The following is a 21,077-nucleotide window of genomic DNA, read 5'->3' on the forward strand; positions in this document are numbered from 1 at the left end:
AGCCATTTGGTTGTCTCCCTAACCACATAATCGGTAAGGGACCTATCAAGGAATTAAAGGCTAGATACCCGAAAGCTAATATAATTCCTATAGATTACGACCCATCTGCTAGTGAAGTTAACCAAATAAACAGAATAAAACTTATGCTATCTAGAGCATTTAAGAATTTGAAAGAAAGTGAATCTAAAAATTGTAAAGGCAAAAATGTTAAATGCAAGGATTTTTCTGTAACTGATATAAGTTATAAATCAGATAAGAACAATAACAAAAAAGCTGTGAATATGTAAATTAAATTCTACAGATGACAACTTTCTATGATAAAATTTTAAATGGCATAGGCTTGCTAAATTAGCCTATGCCCTATTTTGAATTTAATTATATTTTAATTGAATTTGAAGAAAGCAAATTCAATCTTTAATTTGTTGAAATATTAATATTCATTATGATAAAATATAAATATAAAGTCCATCTGTATTTTTACTTTATTTAAAAATCCAAGCCGCACACATCAGTAATACCAACGGTTTGAGGCACTTCTAGATATATAATAAAATTTATATGTAACAAAAAAGTTGTACTCCGCAACAGAGGTCTGATACTTAGTAATTGCAAGAACTAAAAATTTAGGGGTTTAATAAGGTACCTTCCCTGAGGGGAATTGAAACATGATCATAGCTTGGATGATGGTAAGGCGATGAAGATGATGCTTAATAAGGTACCTTCCCCGAGGGGAATTGCAACCATACTGTATCTGGATCAAAATTATCATTAAAATATTTAAAAAAGCTCTTCATCTTCGGATGATCGAAACCATAAGGCATATCTACCTCTAATAATTTCATAAAGCCGTTTAAAAAAGCTCTTCATCTTCAAGATGATTGAGACTTATATCTGAAATAATTGATATAATAATACTTAAATCATTTAAGTCATACCAATAAAAAAAGACAGAAGCTGATTATTTCGAAATGGAAAAATTAATTCACTTAAAGACAGTTTGAATTCATTATATAAAATAATTTAAGTGATGACTGAATCTATTAGAAATAAAATATCATTTATTTCATCAGATAATAATATTGGAATTCCAGAAAAAGAAAAAATAAATTAAAATATAAAATAGGAGGTAAAAAAAAATGAAAAAAATAAAATTATTATTATTAACATTAGTATTAGGAAGTTTATTAGTCGGATGTTCAAATAGTAATCAAACATCTATTAGTAAAGAAGATTTAAAAAATGCTATCAGTCAAATGTCCGACAGCGAAAAAGAAGAATTAAAAGACATATTAAATAATAAGACAGAAACTAAAACAGAAAAAACTAAAGAAACTAAAACAGAATCTGTTAAAAAAGAAAGCACTAACAAATCAAATAATAAATCAAAAGTTGTAACTAAAAAATATAAATACAAATGCGATTTATGTGGCAAAGGAATACCTTATAGTTATATAGATGGGGATGCCATGATGTGCAAATCTTGTGCTGCAAAACAAACATGCTATTTAACTGATAAAGGATATAATGGTAAAGTTGGAAATAGCTATGAATGTAAGACATGTGGTAGATATTTTTCTACATCTAAAGAAAGAAATTTATGTACTCATGGTGTATGCAGAGGTTGTCACAATGCTGATAGAGATGATACTATGTGGATGAAAGGAGAAGGTTTTTATTGTACTGGTTGTGGTTCTAGAATGGCTATATATGAAGATAAAATGTCACATAAATATTGTGCTGAATGTGGATCTACTAAAAATTTAGTAGAACGAAAAGACTGCTGGTTGTGTAAAGACTGCTATGAAAAAGAATCTGTTTCTTATTAGACTAAAATAAATGGTGGTGTTGCAAAATAGGGTAAAATCTATTTTGTATTCACTTCCTTTTTTTATTTAGAGTCAGATATATGTTTTTTCTATCTGGCTTTATCACTTAATACTAAATATACTTTTAAATAGAAAAAGTGCATAAGAGAAAATTTTATTTTCTACTTACACACTTTATCTTACACGCCCCAAAAATTATTTTTTAGATCTCTTTTTTGTTAATTATATTTCTTCACTTTGTAAATCAGCATATAATATACTATCTTCTCTATTTAAGTAAACATATCTAGATTCGATTTTTTCATCATCTTCAGATTGTGCTAGCACTTTTATAACATAATCATCTGTAGCTATATTTACTAATACATCCTTGTATTCTGAGTATATTTTATTTATTAAGTTTCTAGCTTCAAGTGGTGTATCATCAAATAGTTCAACGCTTTCCAATGTAACATATTGTTCTTTGAAGCTTATTTCAGAAGACATAGCTACGAAATATATTTTCTTACACTCAGTACACATAACTACTAGCTTTTCCATTTTATATATAGATGCCTTTGCAACAGCATCTAAATCTAATTCATCTGTCTTTAGCTCTGTTTCACTAACTTCTCTAAATAATACTTTATATTCTTGCTTATCTGAACAAGGACATATTCCTCGACCAAAATCTTTTTTATATAAATATTTATTTACTGTAACCATAAGATTTTCTCCCTTTCCCAATAATTAAATCAAAAAATAAAGGCTTTAAAGCCTTTATTTTAATTATTATATTTTATTCTAAATCTACATATACAAAATCAAAATTATTTTTCCATATAAACGTATTCTGTATATTTTCCTTCTTTTACTTCTTTTTCATCAACTATTTTTGTAACAAAATCTTCAGATCTTATAGTAAATAATGCTTCATAAGAACCATAGTTGCGTTTGATGTGTTCTCTTACTTGGCTATTAGTTTCAGATATTTCTCTTATTTTTGAAACTGTACGTTTTTGATCTATTCCGTTTTTTGTGTACTTCATATCGAATCTATACATTCTACCGCATTTTGAGCAAACTCCAATTATATCACTTGTAGAATCACAAATATCTTCGTCTTTGCTTTCAGTCATTTCGCTGTGATTATATAAAACTCTAAATTTTTTGCATTCAGAACATTGGCATACCTTTTTGTCTAACTCTGCTGCTAAAATGTATTTTGGTGTATATAACATATATATCCTACCCCTTTCTCGTTACCATATTATTATTTATTATATATTCCCTAAAACATATAAATTTATGTATATGTAGGTTATTTAGGTGCACAAAAGTTGTTTCTTTAATATTTTAATTATCTTCCTTACTAAAGCTTTCATAACAACCTCACATAATGCTAACCTCTTTATAATATTGTATCATCTTATCATATAATTTACAGACCTATTTTGAAATTTTTTCATATTTTTTTCAAATTAGTTATAATAGATTTCTTTTAACTCATTTAATTCCTCTAGCCATATATTTTGACATGCATCAGAAGCCATGCGCCAATCCCCTCTTGGTGATAGAGAAACACTACCCACCTTTATACCATCTGGCATACAAGAGCGTTTAAATTGTTGAGTCCAAAATCTATTATAAAATATTTCCATATTTTTAAGCAATGCTTTTTTATCTACTACTGGATTTTCTATTCCTGCTTTTTTATCCTGCATGATTTTTGCATTTACGTATAAATCAAATATTTTTTTAGGTCCAAATCCGTGTCTTAGCATATAGTAAAGCGTAAAATCGTGAATTACATATGAACCTATTTTTTCCTCTGTCTTTTGTTTTATAGTTCCATCCTCATTTGGAGGTAGTAGCTCTGGACTCACCGGTGTATCGCAAATATCTAATAGAGTTTCTCTCAAATCATCGTGGCATTTTGCATATGACTCTAATATTCCTCTTACTAGAGTTTTCGGTATAGATGCGTTTACGCCGTACATGCTCATTTGGTCCCCATTGTATGTACACCATCCTAGAGCTAGCTCAGATAAATCACCTGTTCCTACTACTAAGCCACCTATTTTATTTGATACATCCATTAGTACTTGAGTTCTCTCTCTAGCTTGTACATTTTCAAACGTTACATCTAGCTTAGATTTATCGTGTCCTATATCCTTATAATGCTGTTCACAGGCGTCTTTTATATTTATTTCATATGAAGTTACGTTTAATAGCTTCATAAGGTTCTTGGCGTTGTTTAAGGTTCTATCTGTAGTTCCATAGCAAGGCATTGTAATGGCGTGAATTCCCTTTTTATCAAATCCATTTATATCAAATGCCTCTGCCGCTACAACTAGCGCTAAGGTGCTGTCTAATCCTCCAGAAATACCTATTACGACATTCTTACAGTTTATTTTTTTCAATCTGCCTGCAAGCCCTGCTGCCTGTAATTTTAATATTTCACTAGAACGCTCATCTATATTATCTGGCACAAATGGAAGTATTGATATTTCTCTATGTGAAATAAATTTATCTGTCACAGGCTCGAATGTTTCTATATAAATATGTTCGTATTCCTGTCTGTCTACAACAGTCATATATGATTTAGTTTTTGTTCTATCGTTTAAGCATCTCTCTATATCTATTTCTCCATAAGTAATTTCTATATCCTCTAAAAACTTGCTCTCAGATACTATATATCCATTATCAACTATTAAACTGTGACCCGAAAAAACAGTATCAGTCGTACTTTCAGCTCTTGAAGATGACGCATATATATATCCACAATTTGATGTAGCTGAGTGCATTTTTATTAAATCTTCTCTATATTTAGTTTTGCCTATAGTTTCATTACTTGCAGATAAGTTTACAATTATGTTAGCTCCGTGCAAGCAATGGTATTTTGAAGGCGGAATTGGCACCCAGACGTCTTCACATACCTCAGCAGAAACTATAGCTCCTGTCGTATTGTCCTCTATTAATAAATTAGTATTGAATGGCACTATTTTTCCATCTAATACAATTTGATTGTCTATTCTATTTACAGCGCTTGAAAAATGTCTCGCTTCATAGAATTCTGAATAATTTGGGATAAATGTCTTAGGAACTACTCCTAGTATTTCCCCTTTATTTATCGCAACTGCACAGTTAAATAACTGATTGTCCTTTCTAAGCGGTACCCCTACAAATATCAACGGACTACACTCTTTATTCGAAAGCCTTGCAAATCTCAAAAGCTCTTCATAAGCCCTTTGTATCAATCTGCTTTGGTTAAATAAATCGTGACAAGTATATCCTGTTATACAAAGCTCTGGATATACTACAATTCTAGTTTGTCTCTTTCCTGTTTTATTTTCCTCACAAACCTCGTCTAGAAGTCTCAACATTTCATCTACATTAAACTTCGGATCGGCAATCTTTATTTCATTTGGAATAATTGTCGCCACTTCAATAATCCCGTGATTTAATAAATTGTTCATTTTATATCTCCAATCTATAGAATCTATAATCTCATAAAATCCTATTTAGACAATTTTTTCATATATTAATGAGATATTTTATTTTATCACAAATGCGCAATTTTTATAAAAAAATCTTATTTTAGGGATTTTAAATGTAAATTTCTTTAAATCACATAACTTATAACATATTTTTTTAAACCTGCATTAAATTATTTTTTCTTCATTCATTTTTACTTTTAACTCTCTTAAAAATCCTATTGCAAAAGGTATGCACAAAATACTAGATGCTATATCTGCTAGGGCTTGAGTACATTCTATACCTCTAAGTCCAAACAAAGCATTTCCAATAAATAAAATTGGAATAAAAAATAATCCCTGTCTAGTTGAAGACAACAAAGTCGCAGTCCAAGATCTTCCTATCATTTGAAAGGTCATATTACATACTACACAAATAGGTGTTATAGGTGTTGCTATACATTGTGCCCTTAAGCATAAAGTCCCTATAGCTACAACCTCTAAATCATCTCTTATAAACAATTTTATAATCTCTGGTGCAAAAATAAATCCTATCACAGAGCATATAGCCATAATTACTGTCTCAACTTTAAAAGTAAAGAAACATGCCTCTTTAACTCTTTCGTATTTTTTCGCTCCGTAATTATACCCAACTACAGGCTGGAACCCTTGACCAAATCCTATTATGGTAGAAAATATAAACATAAATACCCTGTTAAATATAGAAAGTGCGGCAATAGCTGCATCACCATATCCAACTGCACATAAATTAAGCACAACTGTAGACAAGCTAGCCAACCCTTGTCTTGCTAAAGAAGGTAGACCCGTTTTTATTATAAGTATATACGTTGATATATTTTTAGACATAAATTTAATATTTAATCTAGATACCGTAACTCCTCTAAGTACACTAGATAATAATATACAAAAACTAATTGTTTGGCTTATCAAAGTCGCAATAGCTGCTCCAGTTATCCCCATATTTAACCCAAATATAAAAATAGGATCTAAAAATATATTCAAAATACTACCAAATGCTATACCTATCATAGCAAATCTTGCCTTTCCCTCTGATCTCAAAATATTGTTTAATACAAAAGCTGCACACATAATAGGAGCCGCTATTAAAATATATCTTGCATAATCTCTAGCATAAGGCAAAATTGTCTCAGATGAACCCAATATTCTCATTAAATTATCTATATTTGTAAGTCCAAATACTGTTAGCAATAATCCAAATAAAATCGCAGTAAAGAATCCCGAAGATGCAACTTCATTTGCTCTATCATTTTCCTTCGCACCCAATAATCTAGAAATCAAACTACCAGATCCCATACCAAGTGTAAATCCAATCGCTTGGATTATAGCCATTAGTGAAAATACTATACCTACTGCACCTGATGCTCTAGTTCCCAATTTTGATACAAAAAAAGTATCCCCTATATTGTATATAGCTGTTACCAACATACTTATAATCGTAGGTATCGCCAATGATATTATAAGCTTGTTAACTGGAGTTTCAGTCATCTTTATAAATTGTGCTTGATCCTTTTCCATTATCATTCCTCCCTATAAATTTTCTAATATATAATTACTAAAAAAATATATCAAACCACCAAAGCAATCCTTCATTAAAATCTCTATATTTACTTAAAAATAATGTATGTATATCTGTCTTAGATATATTTAATAACTCATTAAAAGTATCCTTAACTAAAGTCGTGGCTCCCTTAGCCCCTACACCAATTGCCACAGAGCCTTTAGCGTAATATCCCACAGATAAATACTTCGAAAAAGCAAGTCCTCCTATCGAAAATAATCCTATAGATATAACTCCTAGGCTATATATACCTATCGCAATTACACTAGCTGAAATAACTCCTATTCCACAAAATCCACTCGCTATAATAGCTAAAGATAACAATCCTATCGCAAAAAATCCCAATGATAAAGCTCCAAGTGAAAACAGTCCAGCTGATACCAATCCTATAGATATAAGTCCTATACTTACATTTCCTATAGCTATTATTCCCCTTGCTTTGCAGTTTTTTATTCCTAGATTTATATGTATCAATGGTAGATTTCCTATATATTTTTCGCTTTTATATTCGTAGCTAGTTTTTTTGTTTGCGACTTGATTTACTGTTTGGTTGCTTCTTTGTTCTCCTTTTATAAGCTCATCTATCGATACATCGAAAATTTCACTTATAGCAACTAAATTTATCATATCGGGATATACTTTATTATTTTCCCATTTGTATATAGTCTGTCTCGATACTCCCAACAATTCTGCCAGTTTTTCTTGAGACATGTTGTTTTCCTTCCTCAATTTTACTAATTGTTCACCAATTATTATCATAAAATTTCTCCTTTTTGTGTCCTAAAATTATATTCCTCTATTTCTAGTATAATTTAAATTCGAAAAATAAACATTTAATTTTTTATAGCATAGAAAAAATCCTCCTTGAACCTTATATGGAGGATTTCTATGAATATACTATTTTTAATGTAGTTAATTTTACATTTACATATTATCCTTTATTAGTTTTTCCATTCTTTTAGATATATGACCATCGACATATTCTATCATATTTTTATCGCTTTTTTTATCTATAACAGCACCGTTTTCTATTAAAAGTTTAGCTATATCATAATCCCCATTAAAAACTGCATCCGATAAGCTTGACTCCTCTTCAAAGCCTTCTGCAGCATCTTCGGGATAATATACAATTGCATTGACATCTATTCCATTATCAATTAATAACTTAACAATTGAAATATCTCTACTTCCTACAGCAGAATCTAATACATTTCCATTTAACTCTACATTTTTATCAATTAATAATTCTGATGTATTGTACAAACCAAGCGAACAAGCTTCACTTAAAATATTATCGTTTTCATTTCCATCTGCTTCATTTACATTACTCATCAAATCTACTAAATAAGATATTCCATCTGTATATTCATCTGTTGTAGAAAAATATATACTTGAACAAATTATTCTATATAATTCTTTATCTGATAATTTACAGTTTTTAGTTATAGTTTCTAAAGTTTGTAAATTTCCACTTGTAGCTGCATATACTATAGAATTTATATAAAATCCATTTACTGTTTCTTTTTTGGGATTAAAACCTTTATTTAATAAATATTCTACTATATTTGTCTTTCCATATTTAGCAGCAACATCTAATAAAGTTTGTTTTGATGAATTTTTTATTTTTAATTTAGAATCATCTAATTTTTTAATATAATTTATATTTTCTAAGTATACATTATAAAATATTTTTTGATTTTCACCTAAATCTATTTCCTCTATCTCTCCAATATCAATCAACCATTTTATAATTTCATATTTAACATTTGTTTTACCTAATTCATGATTCGATTCATTTTCATTCAAAATATTTTCTTTAGTTTTATTTGATATTTTAACCCCTTCTTTATAAAGCATTTTTACCAAATTTAAAATCTCTTTTTCTTCAAAATAACTATCACTTCTTGCTTGTATTGCGTAATCTATAACATTTTGACCTTCATTATCTTTTTCATTAATATCTATTCCCTCTTTAATTAGTAATTTGCATACATCCTCATATTTATTTATGGCAGCTATCATTAAACAATTACTTCCATCATATAATCTCCCAGATTTATAATTTACATCTGCCCCATTCTCCAACAATAATAAAACTATCTTTTTATCACTATTACATAAACTTGTAAATAAAGGATTTGTTTCTGTATTTATAGTATTATGGCCAAGAGAATTTAAATCTGCTCCATTATCAATAGCACATTTCACTAATTCAAAGTCATTAGATTCTATTCCGTTAACAAGTAAATTTTGATTTTCATAATATTCATAGGAATTACTATTTTTATTTATTGAACATCCTGCCGATAATATAACTAAAACAACACCCAATACTATTAATTTTTTCTTCATGTATCTCACTCCCCGCTGTAAATTTAATTTATATTATAAATATATAAATTCACAGCTAAACAATCTACAAATCAGTGTTTTCAATATGTAACCTACTATTTACAAATATATCAACATTAGTTTACTATCATTTAATCCTACAAAAAAAACAGAAGGCAGCTAAAAGCCGCCTCCCATCTCAATAGGTATATATTCTTAAAAATTTCTAAAATGAAATTTTCTTGAGCAAATCTGGAAATATTGTAAATTGGTTAAAATGTAAAATCAGTAGTTACTATTTTACAAGTAGTATTCTTCATATTAATAAACTAAAGCTTCTTCTTCTCCTCTTAATACACGAAGTCCGCCTTCAACTAAAGCAGTCATTTCGTCTTCACCTGGATAAGCTATAACCTTTGCTATGAATTTAACTCTATCTTCTATCATTTCTCTGACCATAGCAGAATAAGCTATACCACCAGTTAATATTATTGCATCTACATCTCCTTTTAATACAGTTGCATATGCACCAATTTCCTTACAAATTTGATAAATCATAGCTTCATGAACAAGCTTAGCTTTTTCATCGCCTTCATTTATCATAGCTTCTACTTCTCTTATGTCATTAGTTCCAAGGTAAGCAACTACACCACCTTGTCCTTTGATTCTCTTAGCTATTTGATCCTTTGTCATTTCATCGCCATAGCATGCTTTAAATAAAGCTCCTACAGGAAGTCCTCCACTTCTTTCTGGAGAGAATGGTCCTTCTCCATCAAGACCATTAGTGTTGTCTATTACTCTACCTTTTTTATGAGCTCCAACTGTAATTCCTCCACCCATATGTACTATTAAAAAATTACAATCTTCGTATTTTTTGCCCATATCTTCAGCAGCTCTTCTTCCTATTGCCTTTTGGTTTAAAGCATGGAATATACTTATTCTTGGCATTTCAGGTACACCTGATAATCTAGCTACATCCTCCATTTCATCTACAACAGTTGGGTCTACTATAAATGATGGTATATTTACTTCATCACCTATTTCTTTTGCAATTATACCACCAAGATTTGATGCATGTTGTCCTGATACTCCTATTTTTAAATCTTCAACCATAGCATCATTTACTGCATATGTTCCACCTGGTATAGGCTTTAGAAGTCCTCCTCTACCTACTACTGCATCTAAATCACTTAATTTTATACCTGCTTCTTTTAAAACATCTTCTATTATATTTTTTCTAAAATCAAATTGATCTGCTATCTTTTCAAATTTATCTATTTCTTCTGATGAATGTCTAAGTGTTTTTTCTAAAATTTCTTCTTCATTCTCATAAACTGCTATCTTAGTAGAAGTTGACCCAGGATTAATCGCTAAAATCTTATATATTTTTTCCATAACTTATTCTCCTATTCTCTAAATAATTTTAAATAATATAATTGTTATATTCTAAATTTCCCTTGTAATTAATCATTTTTAGAAGCTGCTAATACTCCTAATGCAATTGAATTTAATTTTGTAACATCGCTGTCAGCTCTTGAAGTCAATACTATAGGTGCCTTAGCTCCTAAAACTAATCCAGCGCTTTGTGCATTTGCAAAGAATGTAAGAGCTTTGTAGAATATATTACCAGCTTCGATATCTGGAACTACTAATATATCAGCTTTTCCTGCTACTGGATGGTCTATTCCTTTGTGCTTAGCGGCTTCTTCGCTAATAGCATTATCTAATGCAAATGGTCCACCAACTATGCAATTTTTAATTTCACCTTTTTTGTACATTTCTTCTAATTCCTTAGCATCTACTGTATCAGGCATCTTAGGGTTAACCTTTTCCTTAGCACAAAGCAAAGCTACCTTTGGTTCGTCTATATCTAATGCTCTCGCTACTTTTACAGCATTTTCAATTATTTGTTTCTTAGTATTTAAATCAGGGTCTATATTCATAGCAGCATCTGTTACGAAAAATAATCTATCATATCCTTCAACACAGAAAACACCAACATGACTTAATACATTTCCTGTTCTAAGACCTATCTCTTTATTTAAAACAGCTTTTAATACAATTGATGTATCTACTAGGCCTTTCATTACTATATCAGCTTTTCCGCTAGAAACAAGCTCTACTGCTTTTAAAGAAGCCTCACTAAGATCCTTTATATCTATTAATTCATAATTATCTAGATTTATATTTAACTTAGAAGCAATACTTCTTGTTTTATCTATATCCCCTACTAAAATTCCATTTATTATTCCTTCTTTTCTTGCATTTTCAACTGCCATTAAAACCTCTTTATCTTGACAGCATGCAACAGATACTGTTTTTGGTCCTCTTTGTTTAGCTAATTTTATAACATCTTCTATTTTCATAAAGCCACCCCTTCTTCCCTTTATACTCATGTTAATTTATGTCTAATTATTATATAATTCTAAAATCTAATTTCTCAATTATTTGCTTCTATAGAATTGTTACAAGTTAAAACTTATTATCCTTAATTTAATTATATATTCCTTTTAATACCAACAGATAATATGTATTTTTTATCCTCAGCTATAAATATTTTTTATAACCGATTTAAATCATTTTTAACATTTAAATCGGTTTTTTTACTATATAAAAAATTATATTTTATTAGTTTTTTATACAAAAAAATAGAACTAGCAGGATAAAAAATCCCACTAGCTCTAAATATATCATTTAATTTTAATCTCTTAAATCATTCTTTTCTGCAAACTCCTTATAAAGATTGACAAATTCTTCTGCTATAGGAGATAATGCCTCATCTTTTCTCTTTATGTATCCGCAATCTAAAGTAATATTTTTAGCCAAAGGAATTAAAACTGTACCATCATCTAGATAAGTTTTTTCCTTCATAGGTCCACCTCTTAAAGAGAAAAATACACCATCCATTTCATGTAAAAAATAATACAACATATCATGATCTTGAACAGTTATAAAATTATTAAAATTATCATAATCTAATTCATTTCCAATCCACATAGATATATAACTTCTATCCACATATTCATTAGTTAATAATACATATTTTTTTAAATCGTCGATTTCAACCTTTCCTTCTTCACTACAAAGAGGATGTCCTTGTCTCACTTGTACATAAACATGTCCATCTGTAACTTTTACAAACTCTAAATTTTTCGACATAAGAGTTCTTCTATTTGTAAAGCTAACTGGTCTTGTTATTTTTATTATTCCAATATCAGAAAGACCTGTCTCAACATCTCTAATTACATTAGAGAATGTATCTTGATTGATTATTAGGTTTAACATTTCCTCTTGATGTCTCTTACTTAGCTCCAAAATAATATGCTTTATAAAGGATATGTAATATGAAGAAATTCTAAAATTAACTTTTTCGTCCTTTGCTATAGTGTTCATATTTCTAATTAGATCCATATTTCGTTCAATTTCTTCACCATATTGAAGTAATTCCATTCCCTTAGCGGTTAATTCCACTCCTGAATTACTTCTCTCAAAAATTTTAAATCCTAATTCTTCTTCTAACATTCTTATAGACATACTTAAATTAGGTTGGCTCATATACAGCTTCTTAGCTGCTTTTCCTATTGAACCTTGTTTAGCAATTTCCAAAATATAACTTATTTGTTCTAGTTTCATATAATCACCTATTTCATTTAATTATACTTATTTTATTATACTTGTTTTATTATATTGTATTTTAATAAGTAAAAATCCTTCCCATAGGCCCCTTTATAAATGTATTTTCTCTATGCGTATTAAATTTATTATATATATTATATTAATATTATATAATATTTTTTTATATTCAGGTAACAAAAGAAAAGCTTAATAGTTTGAAACTATTAAGCCTCCCTTTTGGGCCTTTTATTAATTTTTTGGTCTAAATATATGAAATTTTTTTAACTAACTGCATCCATGCCTTTTTGTAAGGCTTCTCTATTTATTGGTATAAATTTAGCTTTTCTTTCTCCAAATACTTTTAAGAAAGCTTGTAATACTGATTCTATATCAACTGCATTAGTTACTTTTAAGCAAGCACCTAGCATTATCATATTAGCAACCTTAGGCATACCCATTTCACCTGCTAAATCGTTAGCTGGTATGTAAGTAACTTTTATATCATCTCTATCTATTTTTGTGTCTATTAATGAACTGTTTACTAAAACATGTCCTCCTGGCACTACGTCATCAACGAATTTCATAGAAGGTAAATTCATTATTACAGCACAAGTTGCGTCATCTGTTATAACTGGTGAACCAACTGGATCATCAGATACAGTTACTGCACAGTTTGCAGTACCTCCACGCATTTCTGGTCCATAAGAAGGTAACCATGCTACCTCTTTTCCTTCTAGCATACCTGCATATGTTAACAATTGTCCCATAGACATTACACCTTGACCACCAAATCCTGCACAAATTACTCTAGCTGTTGCCATATTATTTCACCTCCTTAGATTCTATGTCTATATCTTTTTTATTACCTGGTTCATAGTATTTCATCATGTTGTCTCTTAACCATTGTAAAGCATCAGTTGGTGCTAGACCCCAGTTAGTTGGACAAGTAGATAAAACTTCAACTATACCAAATCCTAAACCTGCTCTTTGAACTTCAAAAGCTTTTCTTATAGCTTTTTTAGCTTTTCTTACATTAGCAGGAGTATCTACTGTTACTCTTTCTACAAATACTGCACCTGTTAAAGTTGCAAGCATTTCACTAACTCTTATAGGGAATCCATTTCTTTCTGGATCTCTACCGTCTTGAGCTGTTGTAGCTCTTTGACCTATTAATGTAGTTGGTGCCATTTGTCCACCAGTCATACCATATATACCGTTGTTAACGAATATAGTAGTTATTTTTTCTCCTCTAGCAGCTGCATGAACGATTTCACACATACCGATTGAAGATAAGTCACCATCACCTTGATAAGTAAATACAGTTTTATCTGGGTGAGTTCTCTTTATACCTGTAGCTACAGCTGGAGCTCTACCATGAGCAGCTTCTTGTGTATCTACGTTAAAATAATTATATGCTAAAACGGAACATCCTACAGGAACTACCCCTATAGTTTCCCCTAATATACCCATTTCTTCTAAAACTTCTGCTACTAATCTATGGATTATACCATGAGTACATCCTGGACAGTAGTGAGTTACAGCATCAGTTAAACCTTTTGTTTTTTCAAATACTACAGCCATTATTTTACACCTCCTAAAGCAACTTCTCCTAATATTTCTTTAGCCTTTTCAGCTATTGCAGCTGGAGTAGGTATCATACCACCACTTCTTCCATAGAAGTGAACTGGTAATTTACATTCACATGCTAATTTAACGTCGTCTATCATTTGACCTAAACTCATTTCTACTACTAATAAGTTTTTAGCATTTGGTATTTCTTTAAATGCTTTATTTGGGAATGGCCATAAAGTTTTAGGTCTAATTAAACCAACTTTATATCCTTCTTTTCTTAATCCTTCTATTGCTGTTTTAACTATTCTTGAAACTGTTCCATATGCTACAAATACTAATTCAGCATCTTCAGTTTTGTACATTTCATATTGAACTTCATTTTCTTCTATAGTTTTATATTTCTTTTCTAATTTTAAGTTGTGTTGTTCTAATTCTTCTGATTGTAGATATAGAGAATTTATAATATTAGGTTTTCTCTTGTTATCATGTCCACAAGCAGCCCAATCTTTTTCTGGTAATTCTCTATGTTTACGTTCTTTATCGAAATCAACTGGTTCCATCATTTGACCGATCATACCATCTGCAACTACCATAACTGGAGTTCTATATAAATCAGCTACATCGAAGGCTTCTATAATCATATCCACTGCTTCTTGAACTGATGATGGAGCAAATACTGGAGTTCTGTAGTCACCATTTCCTCCACCTTTAGTACTCATATAATAGTCTGATTGAGAAGGTTGTATAGTTCCAAGTCCTGGACCACCTCTCATTATATTTAAAACTACGCAAGGTACTTCTGCACCTGCTGCATAAGTAATTCCTTCTTGTTTTAATGCAACCCCTGGAGATGATGAAGATGTCATAACTCTAACACCTGATCCCCCTGCACCATAAACCATGTTTATAGCTGCTAGTTCTGATTCTGCTTGTACAAAAGCTCCTCCAACTTTTGGAAGTTCTCTTGATAAGTATTCTGGTAACTCACTTTGTGGAGTTATAGGATATCCAAAGAAGTAATGGCATCCAGCTTCTATTGCTGCTCTACCAAATGCTTCATTACCTTTCATAAGTATTTTAGCCATTATTAATTCCCCCCTAATTTTGAAATAAAATTAATCTCTCTCTACAGTTATAACTACGTCAGGACACATAAGTGCACAGCTTGCACAACCAACACATTTTTCTGGATCAACTACTTTTGCTGGATTATATCCTTTTTGGTTAATAAACTCTGTATCTATTGCTAATATTTCCTTTGGACATGCCGCAACACATAATCCACAACTCTTACAACGTTCTACATCGAAAGTTACTTTACCTTTAGCCATTTCAAAGCCCCCCTTAACATTGTGTTTTTTCTATTAAAAACTCATACTACATCCAAATTTCTCTCATGTATAAATCTATTGGTAGTATATCCCCTTCTAAATCACTCGGTAATAAATCTACTAATTCTTTTAAACAAGAAACATATTTTATAGGAATATTAGTTAATTCAGAAACCTCTTTAACTAATTTTTGTCCCTTCAAAACATCTTCTACAGTAGTTTGTCTTATAAAATGAGTATTATTAATTAATCCTGTTACCTTTAATTTTGAACTAGCCTCCATAGATTTGATAAATTTTATCACATCTTCTGCAGTTTGAGTTTGTTCCCTATTTGCATTTACCACACAAAACATATCGTATTCACCCTCTACAAAATGTTCTGCGAATCTTCCAACGACTCTTGTACCGACATTATCTCCACCAACATCTAATACGTAATTTGTATCTTTATTATGTAAAGGTGTCATTATTTGTGCTGATACAGCTGGTAAATCCAATGTGTCTGTTTCAATGGAACTATCGATTGGATTTATGCCCATAGATCTAAGCTCATCTTTTTTTTCTCTAGTTCTAAAATATACGTTTACTATATCTAAATCTGCAAATGCTACTTCTCCATCTACTTCTTTTCTTAACTTAGTAACGTAATTTATTGAAACCTCGCTTTTTCCACTTCCATAATGTCCAATAAATAGCCTTACCCTTTTATCATCTTTTATCATTTTTAATCACCTATCTTTTAGATACTAATAAAAATTAGCTTCTTTACTCTATGGTTTAAATTGCCATAAATTTCAAATAAATAATTTATCTTATTTTTAAATTTGATTATATGTTCTAATTTTTTATAAGCTAAATTAAAATTAAAACTTGAACAATTCTTATACTTAAATTATACATACACTCAATAGGAAAACGCTAATATGTAAAATTTATCCTTGGGTATAAATATTTTTTATTACACTTCAAATAAAAAACGTTTTCCTAAAAACGCATTTTTTTATAAAGTGAATCATCTAAAAAAAGCAAAAAAATTTAATAAAAATAAAGTTATGGCTATTCAACGTTATATTCTATCAAATAAACGTTTTTTTTATTCTTTTGATTATTTTTTATTTCCTATATACCTAAAAGCCTTGAAATCGCTCATTTTTTAAATTTTAATAAATAAATTTTTCTTAAATCATAAGTAATTTTTATTCCTTTATATAAATATTACTTATTGGCTAATTCTTACTTTTTCTATGTATAATTATTGTAAACAATGTATTATTTTTCTTTTATTTAGAAAATTATTATTTAAAGAATAAGGAAATTTATAATCTAATTACAAAATGTTTAAAATTTATAGGGGGTGCTTTTATGGCAATAAAATTTGCAAAGAGATTAGATAACTTAGAAGGTTCTGCAATACGTGAACTTTTAAAACTTACTCAAAGACCGGAAGTTATATCTTTCGCTGGAGGAATGCCTGCTCCAGAATTATTCCCAGTTGAAGAAATGAAGAAGGTCTCAGTTGCTGTACTAGAAGAACAAGGACAAGTCGCTCTTCAATATACAACTACAGAAGGATATGCTCCACTTAGAGAAAAAATCGCTGATAGAATGAATACTAAATTAAAAACTAACGTTAAAGCTGACGATATATTAATAACTAGTGGATCTCAACAAGGTTTAGATTTTGCTGGTAAAGTATTTATAGATGAAGGTGACGTTATATTATGTGAAAGTCCTTCATATATGGGTGCTTTAAATGCAATGAAAGCTTATCAACCAAAATTCATAGAAATACCTACTGACAACGATGGTATGATTATGGAAGAATTAGAAAAAGTATTAGCTACTACTGATAGAGTTAAAATGATTTACGTTATCCCTGATTTCCAAAATCCATCAGGAAGAACTTGGCCAATGGATAGAAGATTAAAATTCATGGAAATCATAAATAAATATGAAATACCTGTTATAGAAGATAATCCATATGGAGAATTAAGATTCGACGGAGAATACTTACCATCATTAAAATCTTTAGATACTAAAGGTTTAGTTATATTCTTAGGAACATTCTCTAAAATATTCTGTCCTGGATATAGATTAGGATGGACTTGTGCAGCTCCTGAAATATTAAACAAATTCAACATTTGTAAACAAGGTGCTGACCTTCAAGCTTCTACTATATCTCAAATGGAAGTTAATAAATTCATAGAAATGTATGATTTAGACGCTCATGTTGAAAAGATAAAAGCTTGCTATAAAAAACGTAGAGATGTTATGATGAAAACTATGGAAGAAGAATTCCCTGATTGTGTAGAATTTACTCATCCTCAAGGTGGATTATTTACTTGGGTTACATTACCAGAAGGAATCAACGCTGGCGAAATGGCTAAAAAATGCTTAGCTAAAGATGTTGCTTATGTTCCAGGTGAATCTTTCTATCCAAATGGCGGAGTTTACAACACTTGTAGATTAAACTATTCTAACATGCCTGAAGATAAGATAGTTGAAGGTATTAAGAGAATGGGTCAAGTTCTTAGAGAAGAGCTAGCTGAACTAGCTAAATAAATTTGTTAAATATAATTTATTTTATATTTTATATACTCACTTTTCATTTAATTTATTTGGGGTTGGTACACGAAAGTGTATCAACCCCATTTCAAGTTCAAGATTTTTATTTAACTTTTACTGATTTTACTGTACTATACGAACTATAAATATTTTTTCCACTAACAGTTCTATAAGCTCTTACTTTAAAATAATAATATTTTCCACTTATCAAACTGCCCTTATCAAAATATTTATTTGATGTAGTACCTATCAAGCTATATGTTCCTGATTTAGATTTTGACATATATACTTCATATCCTGTAGATCTAGAGCTACAATTAGTCCAAGTAAGTTTTGCTTGTCCTTTTAAAGTTGATTTAACTGTCACTACTGGTGTTAACGGCTTTGTAGTAACTGATAATACATCTGAATAATCAGAGTATATCTTTACTCCATCTACCATTCTATAAGCTCTTATCTTATATTTATATGTAGTCGCTGAAGTCCTATTTGTATTTGTATATGTTGTCGTACTTCCATCAGATATAGTCTTTATTAAACTATATGATTTTGTAGATGTATTATATCTATACACTTCATATCCACTTGCTCTAGAAATTTTATCCCATTGTAAACTTATAGAACTTGTAGTATTATTAGTCAACGAAAGTGTTGGTGTATTTGGCAAAGTTACTGCTTTAACTGTATTTGAGAAATTTGTATAATAAGTATCTTCTTCCTGGTCTCTCCACGCTCTTACTTTATATTTATATATAGTTCCAGAATTTCTAGATTCATCTGTATAGCTAGTTTGATCTGAGCCTTTTATAAATTGTATTAATTTATATGATTTTGTAGATGTATTATATCTATATACTTCATATCCTTGACAACCACTTGCTTTATCCCAATTTAACGAAACTGATGATGTAGTGGTAGTAGCTCTTAAATTATTTACTTTATTGTCTATTTTTATTATTGAAAATTCCTTATTTACAGAACCAGTTATTGGACTAATTCCTGTTATAGTTATAATTCCTGTTCCTTGATCAATATTATTACTATAACTAATTTTGTAATCAACACCTTCTGTTAGTTCTATGTCATCGTAAAAAATTTCAACTATTGGTTCTATTTTAGACCCTGTGTATTGGAACTCTTTTTCGTATACAATTTTAAAAATATCTGAATCTATACTATCTATAGGCTTAAATGCAATATTATTTTGTCTTGCATAAGAGCTGATATATGAACCTCTGTAGCCATATATTGTAAAATTATCGATATTTTCAAATGTATTCATTTCTACGCTAGTAACACTCGAAGGAATTACTATTTTTTTTAAATCTTTACAGCCAGAAAATAAATAGTGAGATAATTTAGTAACATTTTTAGGTATAGTTATACTTTCTAAAGCAGTATTTAAGAATGCACCTGAACCTATATTCTCAATAGAATCAGGTAAATCAATATTTTTTAGACTAACACAATTTGTAAATATATTGCTTTCTATACTAGTTAATCCCTCTGGAAGTATTACATTAGATAGCTTACTACAACCTTTAAATGCATCAAATCTTATATTTGTAACGCCTTTTGGTATTTTTATACTTTCTAAGCTACTACATCCTTCAAATGTGTCATAACCGATTTTTGTTATATTCTTTGATAAAGTTATGTTTTTTAAATTGATACATTCAGAAAATGCACCGTCACCTAGATTCACTACACTATCTGGCATCACAAATGTATCAAATTTTTCACAGTAACAAAATGCAAATCCTCCTATAGTAGTAACGCTATTTGGTATTTCTAAGTTATTTAAATTTTTACAATTTCTAAAAGTATGTAATCCTATACTAATCAAGCCATTTGGAAGTTTTAAATTTTCTAAATTAATACATCCATCAAATGCATTGCTATTTATATTTTTTAAACTATCTGGAAGTGTTACCTCCTTCAAATTAGTACATCCTTCAAATGTTGAATAATCTATAGTTTGCACTCCTTCTGGAATTACGATACTCTCTAAATTAGTACATTTTTTAAATATACTTGATCCCATAGTTTTTACGCTATCTGGAATTGTTATACTTTTTAAGCTACTACATCCTTCAAACATATTATGTTTTATCTCAGTTAAATTTTCTGGTAGCTTTATCATTTTTAAGCTAGTACAATATTGAAACACGGAATAATCCAAAGTTTCCAATTTATCCGGCAGTACTACACTTTCTAAACTAGTACATCCACCAAACGCATATCCGTCAATTTTAGTAACACTCTCTGGTATATCTACACTTTTTAAATTAGTACATCCTTCAAACGCATATGGTCCTATAAAAGTTAGAGACTGCGGCATAGTTATACTCTCTAAGTTTACACAATTTGCAAATGTCAACATTTGAATATACTTTATATAATCTGGTAGTACTATACTTTTTAAAGTGGTATTATCTTCAAAAGCACTAGATTCTATGTAAATTCTATATCCCTCAATAGTATCTGGTAATACTAAATTTTGGTTTTCTCCGTTATAACCAGCTACAATTGCAGTACTTCCATTAATATAATATTCTATCCCTTCTTCAGTTACTTTAGTTTCAGTTGCAAATGAACAATTTATACATCCAAAATTGCAAATCACCAAAGTAAATGATAATAAAGTTATTAATATTTTTTTAGTTATATTTTTCATTCTACTCCCCCTATCCATAATTTATACTAATGCTTTAAAAAAGTGTATATAGTTAAATTATATAATATTCTGTAAACTTTTGAGGAATTATATAACTACTCTA

General features: G+C 29.6%; 18 protein-coding genes. 3 read left to right on the forward strand and 15 right to left on the reverse strand.

Annotation, left to right across the window (positions count from 1 at the left end):
* The coding region (locus MR593_RS11750) for a hypothetical protein (protein WP_290693104.1) at positions 1-287 on the forward strand (287 nt) is incomplete at its 5' end.
* Between the two features lie 849 nt (positions 288-1,136).
* Positions 1,137-1,826 (forward strand): hypothetical protein, encoded by a 690-nt coding sequence (locus MR593_RS11755; RefSeq protein WP_290693106.1) that lies wholly within the window; start codon positions 1,137-1,139, stop codon positions 1,824-1,826.
* Between the two features lie 222 nt (positions 1,827-2,048).
* On the opposite strand, the gene MR593_RS11760 is transcribed toward MR593_RS11755, so the two are convergent.
* The 14 genes from MR593_RS11760 to MR593_RS11825 all read right to left on the reverse strand — a co-directional run bounded on the left by MR593_RS11760 (position 2,049) and on the right by MR593_RS11825 (position 16,454).
* Positions 2,049-2,531: a hypothetical protein gene (locus MR593_RS11760; protein ID WP_290693108.1), complete on the reverse strand. Its 483-nt coding sequence runs from the start codon at positions 2,529-2,531 to the stop codon at positions 2,049-2,051.
* A 104-nt stretch (positions 2,532-2,635) separates the two neighbouring features.
* The gene (locus MR593_RS11765) at positions 2,636-3,046 is read right to left on the reverse strand and encodes a hypothetical protein (RefSeq protein ID WP_290693110.1); all 411 of its coding nucleotides are present in this window, start codon (positions 3,044-3,046) and stop codon (positions 2,636-2,638) included.
* Between the two features lie 240 nt (positions 3,047-3,286).
* A complete protein-coding gene (locus MR593_RS11770; RefSeq protein WP_290693112.1) occupies positions 3,287-5,284 on the reverse strand; it encodes an NAD(+) synthase in 1,998 nt (665 codons plus the stop codon).
* A gap of 186 nt (positions 5,285-5,470) precedes the next feature.
* Positions 5,471-6,838: an MATE family efflux transporter gene (locus tag MR593_RS11775; protein WP_290693114.1), complete on the reverse strand. Its 1,368-nt coding sequence runs from the start codon at positions 6,836-6,838 to the stop codon at positions 5,471-5,473.
* A 37-nt stretch (positions 6,839-6,875) separates the two neighbouring features.
* Positions 6,876-7,640 (reverse strand): helix-turn-helix domain-containing protein, encoded by a 765-nt coding sequence (locus MR593_RS11780; RefSeq protein ID WP_290693116.1) that lies wholly within the window; start codon positions 7,638-7,640, stop codon positions 6,876-6,878.
* Positions 7,641-7,805: 165 nt separating this feature from the next.
* Entirely contained in the window at positions 7,806-9,233 is a 1,428-nt protein-coding gene (locus MR593_RS11785) for an ankyrin repeat domain-containing protein (RefSeq protein WP_290693118.1), read from the reverse strand.
* A 300-nt stretch (positions 9,234-9,533) separates the two neighbouring features.
* On the reverse strand, positions 9,534-10,607 hold the full coding sequence (gene buk / locus MR593_RS11790; RefSeq protein ID WP_290693120.1) for a butyrate kinase: 1,074 nt from the start codon (positions 10,605-10,607) through the stop codon (positions 9,534-9,536).
* A gap of 68 nt (positions 10,608-10,675) precedes the next feature.
* On the reverse strand, positions 10,676-11,578 hold the full coding sequence (gene ptb / locus MR593_RS11795; protein ID WP_290693122.1) for a phosphate butyryltransferase: 903 nt from the start codon (positions 11,576-11,578) through the stop codon (positions 10,676-10,678).
* A 334-nt stretch (positions 11,579-11,912) separates the two neighbouring features.
* Positions 11,913-12,845 (reverse strand): LysR family transcriptional regulator, encoded by a 933-nt coding sequence (locus MR593_RS11800; RefSeq protein WP_290693123.1) that lies wholly within the window; start codon positions 12,843-12,845, stop codon positions 11,913-11,915.
* Positions 12,846-13,108: 263 nt separating this feature from the next.
* Positions 13,109-13,648, reverse strand: a complete 540-nt coding sequence (locus MR593_RS11805) for a 2-oxoacid:acceptor oxidoreductase family protein (protein WP_290693125.1) — start codon at positions 13,646-13,648, stop codon at positions 13,109-13,111.
* Position 13,649: 1 nt separating this feature from the next.
* Complete coding sequence (locus tag MR593_RS11810; protein WP_290693127.1) at positions 13,650-14,408, reverse strand: thiamine pyrophosphate-dependent enzyme; 759 nt, start codon at positions 14,406-14,408, stop codon at positions 13,650-13,652.
* Complete coding sequence (locus MR593_RS11815) at positions 14,408-15,484, reverse strand: 3-methyl-2-oxobutanoate dehydrogenase subunit VorB (protein ID WP_290693129.1); 1,077 nt, start codon at positions 15,482-15,484, stop codon at positions 14,408-14,410. Before MR593_RS11815 ends, MR593_RS11810 begins: the two co-directional genes overlap by 1 nt.
* 30 nt (positions 15,485-15,514) lie before the next feature.
* Entirely contained in the window at positions 15,515-15,730 is a 216-nt protein-coding gene (locus tag MR593_RS11820; RefSeq protein WP_290693132.1) for a 4Fe-4S dicluster domain-containing protein, read from the reverse strand.
* Between the two features lie 46 nt (positions 15,731-15,776).
* Entirely contained in the window at positions 15,777-16,454 is a 678-nt protein-coding gene (locus MR593_RS11825; protein WP_290693134.1) for an ATP-binding protein, read from the reverse strand.
* 640 nt (positions 16,455-17,094) lie between these two features.
* Here MR593_RS11825 and MR593_RS11830 point away from each other — a divergent pair.
* Positions 17,095-18,294, forward strand: a complete 1,200-nt coding sequence (locus MR593_RS11830) for an aminotransferase-like domain-containing protein (protein WP_290693136.1) — start codon at positions 17,095-17,097, stop codon at positions 18,292-18,294.
* Between the two features lie 106 nt (positions 18,295-18,400).
* Here the strand turns inward: MR593_RS11830 and MR593_RS11835 are convergent, their stop codons facing one another.
* On the reverse strand, positions 18,401-20,974 hold the full coding sequence (locus MR593_RS11835; RefSeq protein WP_290693139.1) for a leucine-rich repeat protein: 2,574 nt from the start codon (positions 20,972-20,974) through the stop codon (positions 18,401-18,403).
* Between the last annotated feature and the right edge of the window lie 103 nt (positions 20,975-21,077).

This window comes from Intestinibacter sp. (assembly GCF_022780145.1).
Lineage (GTDB): Bacteria > Bacillota > Clostridia > Peptostreptococcales > Peptostreptococcaceae > Intestinibacter.